We start from the raw sequence: 13,277 nt of genomic DNA on the forward strand, positions 1-13,277 counted from the left end.
CAGTGCCGCTTCATGGCTTTACCGACGTGATGGATCGCTATTGGGTAGGGAGTAGCCATGTTCACCCTTTTTAACGACAAGTGTTTGCCCAAGAAACGTGGTTTTGAATGCGATGGCGTATGCCGCTGTGTGCTGGTTGCGAACAAGGAGTTGAATTCCTGGGTTGTCATCAGCGAGCGGGAGCGGTGATAGGGATGAAGCAGGGGCTCTTGGCTGTAGGGGTGGTGCTTGGAACGGTGGGTGCGTTGATGATCTCGGCATGCCAGGCCCGTCAGGAGATGCTGAGTGCGCCGGTGACCGGGTACAACCACACTTCGGCGGCTATCAACCGGTTTAGTGTGAATGGAGCGGGTGGTCCGAACCTTGGAGCCCATGAAGGCGGGGGGTCAGAGGTTTGCTGTGGTGTTCTTCCTCGTCGCTGGCATTCAGGGATGAAAGCTATTGTGGAGTGGCAGAAGGACCCCGATCCATATGCTTACAGTGAATGGAAAGAAAAGCCTTTCTCTGACGCCTGGAGTGGTCGCATGAAAGAGCATAAGCAAGGTTACTCGCTGCATCGTGCAGTTGTAGATATCCCGAAGTACGAGGAGAAAGTCTGTGCACTGCAGGTTCATTTCCTGCCCTGCGATCAGGTGCGGGTATCGACAACCTGCTACACACCAAGCCATCCCGACTACCCCGACCGGGCTTACTTCCAGATGAAGGAGTCGGCTACATGCCCGGCTCTTTGATCGGCCAAGTCGTTCGTCGTCTATTTGAAGATGCTCGCGGGGTTTTAATGCTTGCGGGCTTGGTGGTTCTGGCTGCTTGCAACGGTGCGCCATCGAAGATGCTAACGGCGCCTATGACGGGCTACAACCACACCTCGGCCGCAATCAACTGGTTCAGTATCAATGGCGCAGGAGGCGGAAATTTGGGGCCTCATGAGGGCGGAGGCAGCCAGGTTTGTTGTGGGGTGGTACCGAGATACTGGACACCAGGGCTGAGGGCGATTGTCGAGTGGGAAAAGGATCCTGCTCCTCGTGCAAAGATAAAGCGCGACAAGTATGGCCAGCTTGAGCCTGAGGCTTATCAACGTCATGCAGCAAATTACACTCGCCACAAGGTGACGGTAGGAGTTCCCAAATACGATGAACCGGGAAGTTTGAACGTTCACTTTCTCCCCTGTAATGAAGTTCGGGTTTCGGCTACAGGTATTACTCCTGGGTATCCTGGTTATCCCTACAACTTTCCGATGAATATGCCGGAGCCCAAAGTATGCCCGGACTGATGAGGCGCGCTATGAGGTGGGGAGCGTTGCTTGGGCGAATGAACGTCGGGATAGCAGCGCTGCTGCTTTTGGCGTGTCAGACCGGCCCGGAAATGCTGGCTGCGCCGGTGACTGGCTATAATCACACCTCGGCCGCAATCAATTGGTTCAGCGTCAATGGTGCAGGTGGCGGAAATGTGGGGCCTCATCAGGGAGGAGGCAGCCAGGTTTGTTGTGGGGTGATACCGAGACACTGGACGCCAGGGCTGAGGGCGATTGTCGAGTGGGAAAGGGACCCTGACCCATACTCTTCGAGTATGTGGTTGGAGCAACCTTACTCAGATGCTTGGACTAAGCGGATGGAAGCCAAAAAGCGACAGTACGCACGTCATAAGGTAGTGGTGGAAATTCCGAGGTATGACGAGCCAGGAAGCCTGAAGGTTCACTTCCTCCCCTGTAATGAAGTTCGGGTTTCGGCTACAGGTATTACTCCTGGATATCCTGGTTATCCCTACAACTTTCCGATGAGTATGCCGGAGCCCGAAGTATGCCCGGACTGATGAGACGCGCTATGAGGTGGGGAGCGTTATTTGGGCGAGTGACAGTCGGGATAGCAGGGATGCTGACGCTTTTAGCGTGTCAGACCGGCCCGGAAATGTTGAGTGCGCCGGTGACTGGGTACAACCACACTTCGGCGGCTATCAACCGGTTTAGTGTGAATGGAGCAGGTGGTCCGAATCTTGGCCCAGATCTGGCCGGAGGGGGGGAGGTCTGTTGCGGTGTTCTGCCCCGTCATTGGCGCCCGGACTTGAAGGCGACAGTGAAGTGGGAAAAGGATCCGTACCCAGGTGAGTCAATAGATTGGCCTCCCCTTGGAACCGATGCTTATCGAGAGGCATACCGAAAGCACGCCGCCAAGTACACCCGACACAGTGCTGTTGTGGATATTCCTCAATATGCGGAGCGAGTATGTGCGCTGCAGGTTCACTTCCTGCCCTGCGATCAAGTGCGGGTATCAACAACCTGCTACACCCCCAACCATCCCGCGTACCCCGACCGGGCTTACTTCCAGATGAAGGAGTCGGCCACATGCCCCGCTCTTTGACTGACCGGGTCGTTCGTCGGCTATTTGAAGGTGCCCGTGGGGTTTTATTGCTTGCGGGATTGGTGGTTCTGGCTGCTTGTAACGGGGGGCCATCGAAGATGCTGGCTGCACCTGTGACGGGCTATAACCACACTTCAGCCGCCATCAATCGTTTTACGGTCAACGATGCAGGTGGCCCCAATTTGGGGCCGCATCAGGGTGGAGGAAAGCAATCCTGTTGCGGTTCTGTTCCTCGTACGTGGAGACCGGGGCTTACGGCAGTGGTTGTATGGGAAAAGGACCCCGATCCCTATTCGTATGGTGAATGGACTGAACGCCCTTACTCGGATGCCTGGGCCAAGCGTATGGAGGAGCATAAGCGGCACTACTCACACCATAAGGCGGTGGTCGATATCCCGAAGTACGACATAGCAGGAACCCTGAAAGTGCACTTCCTCCCCTGCGATCAAGTGCGTGTCTCTGCGGATAATGTGAAGCCGGGTGATCCGCGTTACCCCTACAACTACCCAATCAATATGCCGGAGCCCAACGTATGCCCGGAGTGACAAGGAGTGCCATGACGCTGTCGCGAGTCCTGTTCTTTGAAGGTAAAGCCTCCACGCGGTTCGCTGTCCGGTCTCCTGCCCTTGAGGCATCGAAAGGCGGGTTCTCTGTAAAGCGCTTGGGAGGGCTCGGTGCTGGAATATTGCTCGGAGCACTGCTGCCAATCACGACATGCTCGGCTGAAGACCGAGCGACGGGGGAGGGCTGTTACGGCTATCTCACGGAGTTGGTCAGGAGCAGCAATTTTCCTTTTCGGGAGGTGGCCAGGGAGAAAGCCAATCTGCTGATCGATGAGGACGACGGCGAGACGATCCGAGCCAAGGTGTTTTTCGAGACGCAGGGGACGGGGACGCTGGGATGGGTGAGGTATGGGGTGAATGACGGATCGCTGGTGGATATCAGCGTCGATCCCGAGGAGCCGGTGGTGTTGCGGTATGACGAGCGTTTTGCGCAGGGCTATAACCAGTGCCTGGAGCAGCGATAGTGTGGGTTGTCGTCCGCTGGCGAGTGCTGCGCACTCGATCGCAGCCTGCGGCAACGGCTACAGGGTGTTTGAGGTGACTTGGTGGTCATTTTCAGTAAAAAGAGGTTCATCTTCTTCTAACGCTGCATAACTGTGGCGTTCCCCCCTGAAGCCGCTACACTGCGCCAGCCGTTTATTTTTCCTTTGGGGCTTTGCGCATGAAATTTCGTTTTCTTCTGTGGATGCTGGGTCTGTTGATGGGCAAGGCCAGCCGGACCAATCCGGCGTTCCAGCAGCAGTTGGGTGACAAGGAGCTGGTGTTTCAGTTGCAGACGCTGGATGGCAAGGTGGCGCGGCATTTCCGGGTGAAGAACCAGCGGATCACCAGCCAGTCGGGCCTGTACCCCGAGCCGGCGTTCGCCATTGCCTTTAAGGATGCGGCCTATGGTTTTGCGACGATGCAGGCCAAGAACAAGCAACTGGCCTTTATGACCGGGATCCAGGACAAGTCGATCCAGATCAAGGGCAACCCGGCGCTGGTGATCTGGTTCCAGGGGCTGACCAAGTACTTGAAGCCGAAGAAGACCAAGCCGAAGGCTTGAAGGTAAGCCGTATATAAGCGCAAGCGTATCGCGGGCAAGCCTCGCTCCTACAGGAGCGGGGCTTTTTTCTGGGCGTCAGTGCTGGCTGAACTGCGAGGCCAGTTCCCGCAGCAGGACTTCGGCTTCGAGGACTTTGCTGACCACGTCGTCGGCTTTGTCGCGGGACAGGCCGACGCGATCGAGCAGGGCGTCGGGGATGTCTTCGACGGGGCCGGAGCCGATGCCGCGGCTGCGTAGCAGGCGCACGGCCAGGCACACCAGGTTCGGGTATTCGGCGTAGGCGCCGTCGTAGCTTGGGTCGTGCTGGAAGCGCAAGGCGGTGGACAACTCGTCCGGCATGTCCCAGTAGCGCATCAGCCAGGCGCCGATCTGCTCGCGGCTGATGCCCAGCAGGTGCTGTTCGACGTAGCTGTGGCACAGGTGCGGGTTGACCTCCAGGTGGCGGCAGATCAGCGAGAAGTGCGGCGGGAAAACGTGGGCCAGCAGCAGGTAGCCGAAGTTGTGCAGCAGGCCCGCCAGGTAGGTCAGGCCGGCTTCCGGCCGCTGGGCCCGGGGCATGGCGCGGGTCAGGCCTTCGATGACGGCGGCGGTGTAGATCGACTGCTGCCAGTACGGCGTGCTGTGTTGCGGGTGGTCCTTGGGCAGGCTCAGGGTCTTGCCCAGGGCCAGGCCCAGCGCCAGGTTGATCACCAGGTCGAAGCCCAGCACACGGACTATGGCGTCTTCCACCGAGCGGATCTTGCCCGGCGAGGCGTAGTAGGGCGAAGCGGCCCAGCTCACCACTTGCGCGGCCAGGGCCGGGTCGGTTTCCACCACGCCGGTGATGTCGTCGATGGTGGCGTTGGGGTCGACCCGCAGCTTGATGATCTTCTGCGCGGTTTCGGCGAGCGGCGGGATCTCGATGGTCGCTTCCAGGCGTTGCTGGATGCGCCGGGCGGTGAAGGCCTGCATCGCCTGGGTGATTTCCTCGCGGTCGTCGTCCGGACGGTCGAGGTTCGGGCGGATGCGGCTCAGGGCTTCGCCGAAATTGCCGGCGCTGGCCTTGCTCAGCATGCTCTTGAAGGCCTCGCTGGTGATTTCCAGCAGCAGGCCCGACTCGCCGGAGTTGATCAGCAGGCTCGGTTCGCGCAGCAGGCTTTCTTCATACAGGCAGGGCGAGCTGGTGAGCGCCGGCAGGCCGGGCAGCAGGCTCAGGTTGTGTTTGCCGAGCATGCGCTCCAGGCGTTCCGTCGAGACGGCGGTCAGGCGGCGGCCGGTCAGTTCGGCGAGGCGGTTGAGGTCCAGCAACTGGCTCTGCGGGAACAGCACCATCAACGCGCCGACGGCGTCGTCCAGCAAGACCGCCTGGACCTTGCGCGCGGCCGGCAGGCCAGGGTGGTCGAGCACTTCCGTGAAGCTGATGTTCAGCTTGCCGAGCAGCAGCCGGATTACAGACGGAGCGTGCGGGGCTGCAGTGGCGAGGGCGACTTCTGTCATGGTCTGTGTCCGTTTTCAAACAATTTCAGGAGTATAACCAGCTTGATCGGGGCACTGGTCCAATAACTGAGACGCGGCTCACACTTGGCCGTATTGCTGTCCGTGGCGCAGCCAGCGCTCCAGCAGCGGGCTGACATGATGCGGCCAGCGCTCCAGCAAGGCCTGGGCGGCATCGCGCACGGCGGGCAGCAGGTCGGCGTCGCGCATCAGGTCGGCGACCTTGAATTGCAGCAGGCCGGTCTGGCGGGTGCCGAGCATTTCGCCGGGGCCGCGCAGCTCCAGGTCCTTTTCGGCGATGACGAAACCGTCGTTGGTTTCGCGCATGATGCCCAGGCGCTGGCGGCCGATCTGCGACAGGGGAGGATGGTAGAGCAAGACGCAGTGGCTGGCGGCGCTGCCCCGGCCGACGCGGCCGCGCAACTGGTGCAGTTGGGCCAGGCCCAGGCGCTCGGGGTTCTCGATGATCATCAGGCTGGCGTTGGGCACGTCGACGCCGACTTCGATCACCGTGGTGGCCACCAACAGTTGCAGTTCGCCGGCCTTGAACTGGCCCATGACTTCGGCTTTCTCCGCCGGCTTCATGCGGCCGTGGATCAGGCCGACCCGCAACTCGCCGAGGGCGCTGCTCAGGTCTTCGTAGGTGGTCTGCGCGGCCTGGCAGGTCAGCTCTTCGGATTCCTCGATCAGCGTGCACACCCAGTAGGCCTGGCGCCCTTCGGCGCAGGCGGCGCGCACCCGTTCGATGACTTCGACGCGCCGCGAGTCGGTGACCAGCACGGTGTTCACCGGGGTACGGCCGGGGGGCAGCTCATCGAGAATCGAGGTGTCGAGGTCGGCGTAGGCGCTCATGGCCAGGGTCCGGGGAATCGGCGTGGCGGTCATGATCAGCTGGTGCGGGCACAGGCGCCCGCCCACGCCTTTCTGGCGCAGGGCCAGGCGTTGCTGGACGCCGAAACGGTGTTGTTCGTCGATGATCACCAGCGCCAGGTTCTTGAACTGCACTTCGTCCTGGAACAGCGCGTGGGTGCCGACCACCATCGGCGCGCCGGCGGCGATCTGCTCCAGGGCCGCCGCGCGGTTCTTGCCCTTGAGCTTGCCGGCCAGCCAGGCGACTTCCAGCCCCAGGGGCTCCAGCCAGCGCTTGAAGGTGATGAAGTGCTGCTCGGCGAGGATCTCGGTCGGCGCCATCAACGCCACCTGATACCCGGCTTCCAGCGCTTGCAGGGCGGCGAGGGCGGCGACCACGGTCTTGCCGGCCCCGACGTCGCCCTGGACCAGGCGCAGCATCGGCTCGGACTGGCTGAGGTCATAGGCGATCTCGTTGCCGACCCGCTGTTGCGCGCCGGTGGGTGCAAAACCGAGGTTCTTCAGGTACTGCGCCGGTAGCCGGGTGGCCTTGGGCAGCGCCGGGGCGAGTTGCGAGCGCAGGCTTTCGCGCAGGCGCTGCTGGGACAACTGATGGGTCAGCAGTTCCTCGAACGCCAGGCGGTGCTGAGCCCAATGGTGACCCAGGGCCAGTTCGTCGACATCGGCGTCGGCCGGCGGGTGGTGCAGGTAGCGGATCGCATCGTCCAGCGGCGCCAGCTGGTAGTCCCGCGCCAGCTCTTCCGGCAGCCAGTCCGGCAGGCTGCGCGGGCCGAGCAGGGCCAGGCTCTGCTGGCACAGCATGCGCAGGCGCTGCTGGGTCAGGCCTTCGGTGAGCGGGTAGATGGGCGTGAGGGTCTGGTCCACGGGCGGTGGTTCGTCGCCGCTGATGGCGCGGTATTCCGGGTGGTAGATTTCCAGCCCCGAGGCACCGGGGCGAGCTTCGCCATAACAGCGCACGCGGGTGCCGCGCTTCAGTCCTTCCTTCTGCGCATTGCTGAAATGGTAGAAGCGCAGGCTGAGCCCGCCGGTGCCGTCTTGCAGGCGCACCAGCAGGCTGCGGCGCTTGCCCATCACCACGTCGGCGCCGCTGACGGTGCCTTCGATCACCGCGTCCTGCCCGGGGCGCAGCGCGCCGATAGGGACCACGCGGGTGCGGTCCTGGTAGCGCAGGGGCAGGTGGAACAGCACGTCCTGCAGGTTTTCCAGGCCGACCTTGGCCAGCTTTTCGGCCATGGCTTCGCCGACACCCTTGAGTGCCGTGACCGACACGTTCGACAGCTCAGTCATTGCGCCGGCTTAGTTCACGGCAGGCGGCTTGGCCACCGAGCACAGGCGGATCGAGTCGGCGAGGATCTCGATGGCTTTCGGCCGCGGGAAGCTCGCGCGCCAGGCGATGGCCACGGTGCGGAACGGTACGGGCGGGGTCAGTGGGCGCACTTCGATCACGCCGGGGGCGTAGTGATGGCTGTCCACCGCGGAGAGCGGCAGGATCGAGATGCCCAGGCCCGAAGCGACCATATGGCGAATGGTTTCCAGCGAGCTGGACTCCACCGTGGTGTGCTTGGCGCCGTCGCTGCCCTTGGTCAGGGTCGGGCAGGCTTCCAGGACCTGGTCGCGGAAACAATGGCCTTCGCCCAGCAGCAACAGGCTCTTGTCGTTGAGCAGGCTGGCGTCGATGGTTTCTTTCTGGGTCCAGGGGTGGGTGCTCGGCATCAGCACGTAGAACGGTTCGTCGTACAGCGGCAGGGTCAGCACGTCGGCTTCGTTGAACGGCAGGGCGATGATGATCGCGTCCAGTTCGCCGTTACGCAGCTTGTCGCGCAGCACGTGGGTGAAGTTCTCTTCGATGTACAACGGCATCTGCGGGGCGACCCGGTGCAGTTGCGGGATCAGGTGCGGGAACAGGTACGGGCCGACGGTGTAGATCGCCCCGACCTTGAGCGGCGCGGTCAGCTGGTTCTTGCCGGCCTGGGCCAGTTCGCGGATGCCCTGGGCCTGTTCAAGGACCTTTTGCGCCTGGGCGACGATGCCTTCGCCGACCGGGGTCAGACGTACCGCACTCTTGCTGCGCTCGAAAATCAGCACACCGAGTTCGTCTTCAAGCTTCTTCACGCCCACCGACAGGGTCGGCTGGCTGACATGGCAACGCTCGGCCGCGTGGCCGAAGTGCTGCTCTTGGGCGAGGGTAACGATGTAGCGTAATTCTGTAAGAGTCATAGCGGACGTCCATGAGGTTGCGGGCCAAGCATACCGGCTGCAATCGATAGACGCACGTTATCAGACGGAGTACTCGCTGTGACACCGGGCAATGCATGCCGGCCATGGGCACAAAAGCAAAAAGGCACCTTGCGGTGCCTTTCATAAGAGTTGCCGTACCCTTGTAGGAGCGAGCTTGCTCGCGATCCGCGCAGCGGCCAAGCGCCTGTACTGTCCGGCATTGCCCACGCTGGCCTCATCGCGAGCAAGCTCGCTCCTACAAAGGCGATGGTGCTGTCAGCGGCGACGTTTCTCCAGGGAGTAAACGAAGGGCGCGACGATTTCGATCGAGCCGTTGTTGAGCATGTCCGACGGTGGCTTGGGCAGCGGCTGGGCGCGGCGGATCATTTCCAGGGTGGCCCGGTCCAGATCGGCGTTGCCCGAACGGCCTACCAGTTCGTAGGACAGCACGTTGCCTTGGGCATCGACCACGAAACGCAGGCGGTTCAAGCCTTCCTTGCCGCGAGCCTGGGCGCCTGGCGGGTACTTCTTGTACTTGGCCAGGTGCGCCAGCAGCGTGCCTTGCCAGCTTTCCTTGGCGGCGACCTGTGCCGGCGAAGGGCCGGGCGCGGGGGCCGACGACGGAGCCGAAGTCGGCGTAGGCGGAGCGTCGCTGGGTTTCTCTTCGCTCGGCTTTTCCTTCACCGGTTCCGGCTTTTTCTCCACAGGCTTGGGCGGTTGCGGCTTGGGCTTGGGTTTGACCGGCTTGGGCACGGAAATCGTCGGTTTCGGCGCTTCCGCGAGTTTCGGCAACGGCAACTCCTCGACCGGAGCCGGAGGCTGCGGTGGCGTCACGACCTTGGGCGGCGCGGGCGGAGGCGGTGCCGGAATCGGCGCCAACTCGACCATCATCGCCTGGGGCGGCAGTTCGACCGGCATCGAGGAATGCCAGTTGAGCGCGAGCAGGATCGCGACCGCGTGGACGCCCAGGACGATGGCCAGGCTACCGCTGTAACGCGTCAGTTTTTGGCGCGTCGTGATCATTTCTTGGTAGCCGTCTCAAGTCCGACCAGACCGACCTTCAGGTATCCGGCGGCCCGCAGGGCATCCATCACGCTCATCAGGTCGCCGTAATCCACGCCTTTGTCGGCCTGGAAGAAGATCGTCGTATCTTTTTTGCCCTGGGTCTTGGCGTCGAGGGTGGCGCCGAGGGCTTCGGCCTTCACTTCGTCGTCGCCCAGGTACAGGCGTTGGTCGGCCTTGACGCTGAGGAACACCGGCTTCTCCGGGCGAGGCGCCGGCTTGGCCGTCGAGGCCGGGAGGTCGACCTTGATGTCCACGGTGGCCAGGGGAGCGGCAACCATGAAGATGATCAGCAGCACCAGCATCACGTCGATGAACGGCGTGACGTTGATTTCGTGGTTTTCGGCGAGATCGTCTTCTGCGCCTTCTTTCAAATGCAGGCCCATGGCTGATTACCCTACTTTGACCACATGGGGTTGCGCAGTGCGCTCGGCGGTCGGCAGGTGATCCAGATCACGGCTGACCAGCAGCAGGACTTCCGCGGAGGCGTCGGATACCTGGGCCTTGTAGCCGGCGATGGAGCGGGCGAAGACGTTGTAGATGACCACCGCCGGGATTGCCGCGACCAGGCCGAGGGCCGTTGCCAGCAGGGCTTCGGCGATGCCGGGGGCGACGACGGCGAGGTTGGTGGTCTGGGTTTTGGCGATGCCGATGAAGCTGTTCATGATGCCCCACACGGTACCGAACAGGCCGACGAAGGGCGCGGTGGAACCGATGGTGGCGAGCACGCCGGTGCCGCTGCTCATGTTGCGGCCGCAGGCGGCTACCAGGCGCTCGAGGCGGAAGCTGACGCGTTCCTTGATGCCTTCCTTCTCGCGGCTGTTGGCCGACAGGCGCATTTCTTCCAGCGCATCGTGGACCAGCAGGTTGGCCAGGGTGCCTTCTTTGGCGGCGGTGGCGCTGGCTTCCTTGAGGGTGGTGGCCTTTTTCAGGTTGAGGATCTCGCCGCGCAGACGACGCTTGGCGCCCATCAGCTCGAAGCCTTTGGCGATCCAGATGGTCCAGGTGATGATCGAGGCGATGGCCAGGCCGATCATCACGATCTTCACGATGATGTCGGCGTTCTGGTACATGCCCCAAGGGGACAGGTCGTGGGCCATGCCCAGGGTGTTGTCCGCTTCGAGGACTTCCGGCGCGTCCTCGGCAGGCTCGCCTTCGGCCGCCGCTGGCGCCACCGCGACCGGGGTGGCTACCGGTGCCGCGGCGTCGGCAGGCGCGTGGGCCGCCGCAGGAGCCGGGGTGCCGGCCGGCGCTTGCTCATCGGCGAAGGCCGCGGTCGGGGCCAGCAGCAGGCTGAACAGCAACGCGGCGGCCGCGCTCAGGGCGCGCAGCGGGCTTGGGCGTTGGGTTGGCGAAGCGGGGAATTGATTGCGTGTCATGCTGGCCGGACCTGAGAGGGAAAAGGGTAAATGTCCTTCTAGGCCTCGCAGGGCCGAGAACAAATGGGTCGTCATTATTGCAACTAATTCTTGTTAACAGAAGTAATAGAGTATCTTTTTTTCTTTGATTGCTAGCCGCTCGTCCATTGCCGACGCTAGTCTGTGCCTTTCTGATAGGAGTTTTCTGATGTCCGCCCCCTCTGTTCTGATCGCTGGCTGCGGTGATGTCGGCAGCCGTCTGGCGAATCAATTACTGGCTGAAAACTGGCAGGTCCATGGCCTGCGGCGCACGGTGGCGCAATTGCCAGCCGGGGTGATCGGCGTGGCGGGCGATCTTTTCAGTGAGCAGTGCCCGTCCGCCTGGCCCACCGCGCCCCTGGATTACCTGGTGTACTGCGCGGCGGCCACCGAACACGACGAAGCCGGCTATCGCGCGGCGTACGTCGAGGGGTTGACGCATGTGCTGGCTTGGCTCAAGCAGAACGGGCAATCGCCGAAGCGCCTGCTGTTCGTTTCCAGCAGCAGCGTCTATGGGCAGAAGGATGGCGAGTGGATCGACGAAACCTCGCCCGCGCAGGCCGACGGTTATTCCGGGCGCGTGATGCTCGACGCCGAGCAGGTGGCATTACGCAGCGGCATTCCGGCCAGCCTGGTGCGCCTGACCGGTATTTACGGGCCGGGGCGCGAGTGGCTGTTGAGCCAAGTGCGCCAGGGGTATCGCGTGGCTATCGACCCGCCGCTCTACGGCAACCGTATCCATGCCGACGATGCCGCGGGGTTGCTGGCCTTTCTGCTGCAGGCCGATCGACGCGGCGTGGCGCTCGAAGATTGCTATATCGGCGTCGACGATGCCCCCGCACCGTTGGCGGACGTCGTGGGCTGGCTACGTGAGTACCTGGGGGTGACCGAGTGGGCGGACAATTCGAGCGTGCGCCGCTCGGGCAGCAAGCGCTGCAGCAACGCCCGGGCCCGGGCCCTGGGCTGGGAGCCGCGCTATCCGAGCTTTCGCGAGGGTTACGCGCAGATTCTCGAAGGCTGAGCCTGTGCGGGAGCGAGTGTGCTCGCGATAGCGGTGGCCTGATACGCCGCTGATCGCGAGCGAGCTCGTTCCTACAGGAAGGTGGGGATTATTGCTTTTCCAGCAGCCACTGACGCGCGCCTGGGGTGAGGGAAGGCACCTCGTCCGCCCGGGATGCGTTGATGGGCTGGAAGATCTCCAGCTGCTTGCCGTTACGGGCGAAGATCCATGGGTTGCCCTGGCCGTTGAGCTGTAGCCACAGGCTGTCGTAGCCGCCGCTCATTGATGCGCAGTCGCCGGCCAGGCACAGTGCGTAGCGATCGGCGCCCGGCAGGCCCATGACCTGGCCGTTGGGCTGGAACCGCACGATGCCGCCTTCGCCCGGGCCGTTGGCGATTTTCCACTCGCCGCCCAGGTAGGCCGAATACAGGGCTCGCTCGAAATTGGCGCCCAGGGGAGCACCTTCCGGCGCGGGGTCCTTGGGACGATCGAACACTTGTTCCGGCTCGTTGTCGTTGGCTTCTTGCTGCAACTGCTTGCCGTCGCGCTTCAGCACGCTGGCGGAGCTGCCGTAGAAATCGACCTTCCAACTGTCGGACTCTTGCGCCAGCACCTTGCCTTCGACGTTTTCGAAGCCATTGGTGTAGCGCGCCTGGCTGGCCTTGGTGTTGACGTCCCATTCCAGGTTCGGGCCATAGCCTTGCAAGGCTTCGCGCAGCGGTCCGCCCTTGGCGGCGGCGTCGATGGCGACCTGATTGATCCAGGTGCCGCTGATGTCGCGGTCAGCGGGATCGCTGGCGCAGCCACCGAGGAACAGGGCGCATAACGAGAGGGCTAGCGCTTTGCGCATGGGGGAAATCCTTTCAGAACGAAGACGGCGCGGCGTGGGTAGCCGCGCCGGGCGTGTTACTCGATGACCAGGATGGCATCCATTTCAACCTGCGCGCCCTTTGGCAGAGCGGCAACGCCGATGGCGGCGCGGGCTGGGTAAGGCTGCTGGAAGTACTTGCCCATGATCTCGTTGACCTTGGCGAAGTGGCTCAGGTCGGTGAGGAAGATGTTCAGCTTGACGATGTCCTTGAACGAACCACCGGCGGCCTCGGCCACGGACTTGAGGTTCTCGAAGACCTGGACGGTCTGGGCTTCGAAGCCTTCCACCAGTTCCATGGTCTTTGGGTCGAGCGGGATCTGGCCGGACATGTAGACGGTGTTGCCGGCCTTGATCGCCTGGGAGTAGGTGCCGATCGCGGCGGGTGCCTTGTCGCTGGTGATAACGGTCTTGGTCATGAATGACTC

16 protein-coding genes are annotated in these 13,277 nt (G+C 62.7%); 8 read left to right on the forward strand and 8 right to left on the reverse strand.

What is annotated here, in order from left to right; genetic code table 11:
- Nucleotides 1-194 precede the first annotated feature (194 nt).
- From BTN82_RS28750 to BTN82_RS28780, 7 genes are all read left to right on the forward strand, one after another.
- Nucleotides 195-731 (forward strand): DUF3304 domain-containing protein, encoded by a 537-nt coding sequence (locus tag BTN82_RS28750; protein ID WP_075122391.1) that lies wholly within the window; start codon nucleotides 195-197, stop codon nucleotides 729-731.
- Nucleotides 716-1,270 carry a DUF3304 domain-containing protein gene (locus BTN82_RS28755; protein ID WP_075122392.1) on the forward strand — a complete coding sequence of 185 codons (555 nt, stop codon included), beginning with the start codon at nucleotides 716-718 and terminating at the stop codon, nucleotides 1,268-1,270. The genes BTN82_RS28750 and BTN82_RS28755 overlap by 16 nt, the downstream gene beginning before the upstream one ends.
- Before the next feature lie 11 nt (nucleotides 1,271-1,281).
- On the forward strand, nucleotides 1,282-1,809 hold the full coding sequence (locus BTN82_RS28760; RefSeq protein ID WP_410002848.1) for a DUF3304 domain-containing protein: 528 nt from the start codon (nucleotides 1,282-1,284) through the stop codon (nucleotides 1,807-1,809).
- On the forward strand, nucleotides 1,809-2,354 hold the full coding sequence (locus tag BTN82_RS28765; RefSeq protein ID WP_075122516.1) for a DUF3304 domain-containing protein: 546 nt from the start codon (nucleotides 1,809-1,811) through the stop codon (nucleotides 2,352-2,354). The genes BTN82_RS28760 and BTN82_RS28765 overlap by 1 nt, the downstream gene beginning before the upstream one ends.
- Nucleotides 2,339-2,899, forward strand: coding sequence for a DUF3304 domain-containing protein (locus BTN82_RS28770; RefSeq protein WP_075122393.1), 561 nt, complete (start codon nucleotides 2,339-2,341; stop codon nucleotides 2,897-2,899). The genes BTN82_RS28765 and BTN82_RS28770 overlap by 16 nt, the downstream gene beginning before the upstream one ends.
- 11 nt (nucleotides 2,900-2,910) lie before the next feature.
- Nucleotides 2,911-3,381, forward strand: coding sequence for a hypothetical protein (locus BTN82_RS28775; protein WP_081375527.1), 471 nt, complete (start codon nucleotides 2,911-2,913; stop codon nucleotides 3,379-3,381).
- Nucleotides 3,382-3,578: 197 nt separating this feature from the next.
- Nucleotides 3,579-3,962, forward strand: coding sequence for a helicase (locus BTN82_RS28780; RefSeq protein WP_075122394.1), 384 nt, complete (start codon nucleotides 3,579-3,581; stop codon nucleotides 3,960-3,962).
- 75 nt (nucleotides 3,963-4,037) lie between these two features.
- Here the strand turns inward: BTN82_RS28780 and BTN82_RS28785 are convergent, their stop codons facing one another.
- The 6 genes from BTN82_RS28785 to exbB form a co-directional block, all read right to left on the reverse strand.
- A complete protein-coding gene (locus tag BTN82_RS28785) occupies nucleotides 4,038-5,438 on the reverse strand; it encodes an aminoacyl-tRNA deacylase and HDOD domain-containing protein (protein ID WP_075122395.1) in 1,401 nt (466 codons plus the stop codon).
- A gap of 78 nt (nucleotides 5,439-5,516) precedes the next feature.
- On the reverse strand, nucleotides 5,517-7,592 hold the full coding sequence (recG, locus tag BTN82_RS28790; protein WP_075122396.1) for an ATP-dependent DNA helicase RecG: 2,076 nt from the start codon (nucleotides 7,590-7,592) through the stop codon (nucleotides 5,517-5,519).
- Nucleotides 7,593-7,601: 9 nt separating this feature from the next.
- Entirely contained in the window at nucleotides 7,602-8,522 is a 921-nt protein-coding gene (locus BTN82_RS28795) for a hydrogen peroxide-inducible genes activator (protein WP_075122397.1), read from the reverse strand.
- A gap of 276 nt (nucleotides 8,523-8,798) precedes the next feature.
- Entirely contained in the window at nucleotides 8,799-9,545 is a 747-nt protein-coding gene (locus tag BTN82_RS28800) for an energy transducer TonB (RefSeq protein WP_075122398.1), read from the reverse strand.
- On the reverse strand, nucleotides 9,542-9,970 hold the full coding sequence (gene exbD / locus BTN82_RS28805) for a TonB system transport protein ExbD (RefSeq protein WP_007921142.1): 429 nt from the start codon (nucleotides 9,968-9,970) through the stop codon (nucleotides 9,542-9,544). The genes BTN82_RS28800 and exbD overlap by 4 nt, the downstream gene beginning before the upstream one ends.
- Before the next feature lie 6 nt (nucleotides 9,971-9,976).
- Nucleotides 9,977-10,963 carry a tonB-system energizer ExbB gene (exbB, locus tag BTN82_RS28810; RefSeq protein WP_075122399.1) on the reverse strand — a complete coding sequence of 329 codons (987 nt, stop codon included), beginning with the start codon at nucleotides 10,961-10,963 and terminating at the stop codon, nucleotides 9,977-9,979.
- Between the two features lie 187 nt (nucleotides 10,964-11,150).
- On the opposite strand from exbB, the gene BTN82_RS28815 reads away from it, so the two are divergent.
- Nucleotides 11,151-12,002, forward strand: coding sequence for an SDR family oxidoreductase (locus BTN82_RS28815; RefSeq protein ID WP_075122400.1), 852 nt, complete (start codon nucleotides 11,151-11,153; stop codon nucleotides 12,000-12,002).
- Between the two features lie 88 nt (nucleotides 12,003-12,090).
- Here the strand turns inward: BTN82_RS28815 and BTN82_RS28820 are convergent, their stop codons facing one another.
- On the reverse strand, nucleotides 12,091-12,831 hold the full coding sequence (locus BTN82_RS28820; RefSeq protein ID WP_075122401.1) for a hypothetical protein: 741 nt from the start codon (nucleotides 12,829-12,831) through the stop codon (nucleotides 12,091-12,093).
- A 56-nt stretch (nucleotides 12,832-12,887) separates the two neighbouring features.
- On the reverse strand, nucleotides 12,888-13,268 hold the full coding sequence (locus tag BTN82_RS28825) for a RidA family protein (RefSeq protein WP_007921133.1): 381 nt from the start codon (nucleotides 13,266-13,268) through the stop codon (nucleotides 12,888-12,890).
- Nucleotides 13,269-13,277: the final 9 nt, after the last annotated feature.

The sequence above is a fragment of the Pseudomonas chlororaphis genome (assembly GCF_001921865.1).
Taxonomy (GTDB): Bacteria; Pseudomonadota; Gammaproteobacteria; order Pseudomonadales; family Pseudomonadaceae; genus Aquipseudomonas; species Aquipseudomonas chlororaphis_D.

What these genes read in the sequence shown, in the direction of transcription:
- exbD (WP_007921142.1), bottom strand. Translation starts at nt 9,970, where the DNA reads ATGGGCCTGCATTTGAAAGAAGGCGCAGAAGACGATCTCGCCGAAAAC.
- BTN82_RS28765 (WP_075122516.1), top strand. Translation starts at nt 1,809, where the DNA reads ATGAGACGCGCTATGAGGTGGGGAGCGTTATTTGGGCGAGTGACAGTC.
- BTN82_RS28750 (WP_075122391.1), top strand. Translation starts at nt 195, where the DNA reads ATGAAGCAGGGGCTCTTGGCTGTAGGGGTGGTGCTTGGAACGGTGGGT.
- BTN82_RS28755 (WP_075122392.1), top strand. Translation starts at nt 716, where the DNA reads ATGCCCGGCTCTTTGATCGGCCAAGTCGTTCGTCGTCTATTTGAAGAT.
- BTN82_RS28785 (WP_075122395.1), bottom strand. Translation starts at nt 5,438, where the DNA reads ATGACAGAAGTCGCCCTCGCCACTGCAGCCCCGCACGCTCCGTCTGTA.
- BTN82_RS28775 (WP_081375527.1), top strand. Translation starts at nt 2,911, where the DNA reads ATGACGCTGTCGCGAGTCCTGTTCTTTGAAGGTAAAGCCTCCACGCGG.
- BTN82_RS28795 (WP_075122397.1), bottom strand. Translation starts at nt 8,522, where the DNA reads ATGACTCTTACAGAATTACGCTACATCGTTACCCTCGCCCAAGAGCAG.
- BTN82_RS28780 (WP_075122394.1), top strand. Translation starts at nt 3,579, where the DNA reads ATGAAATTTCGTTTTCTTCTGTGGATGCTGGGTCTGTTGATGGGCAAG.
- BTN82_RS28820 (WP_075122401.1), bottom strand. Translation starts at nt 12,831, where the DNA reads ATGCGCAAAGCGCTAGCCCTCTCGTTATGCGCCCTGTTCCTCGGTGGC.
- BTN82_RS28760 (WP_410002848.1), top strand. Translation starts at nt 1,282, where the DNA reads ATGAGGTGGGGAGCGTTGCTTGGGCGAATGAACGTCGGGATAGCAGCG.
- recG (WP_075122396.1), bottom strand. Translation starts at nt 7,592, where the DNA reads ATGACTGAGCTGTCGAACGTGTCGGTCACGGCACTCAAGGGTGTCGGC.
- BTN82_RS28825 (WP_007921133.1), bottom strand. Translation starts at nt 13,268, where the DNA reads ATGACCAAGACCGTTATCACCAGCGACAAGGCACCCGCCGCGATCGGC.
- BTN82_RS28770 (WP_075122393.1), top strand. Translation starts at nt 2,339, where the DNA reads ATGCCCCGCTCTTTGACTGACCGGGTCGTTCGTCGGCTATTTGAAGGT.
- BTN82_RS28800 (WP_075122398.1), bottom strand. Translation starts at nt 9,545, where the DNA reads ATGATCACGACGCGCCAAAAACTGACGCGTTACAGCGGTAGCCTGGCC.
- BTN82_RS28815 (WP_075122400.1), top strand. Translation starts at nt 11,151, where the DNA reads ATGTCCGCCCCCTCTGTTCTGATCGCTGGCTGCGGTGATGTCGGCAGC.
- exbB (WP_075122399.1), bottom strand. Translation starts at nt 10,963, where the DNA reads ATGACACGCAATCAATTCCCCGCTTCGCCAACCCAACGCCCAAGCCCG.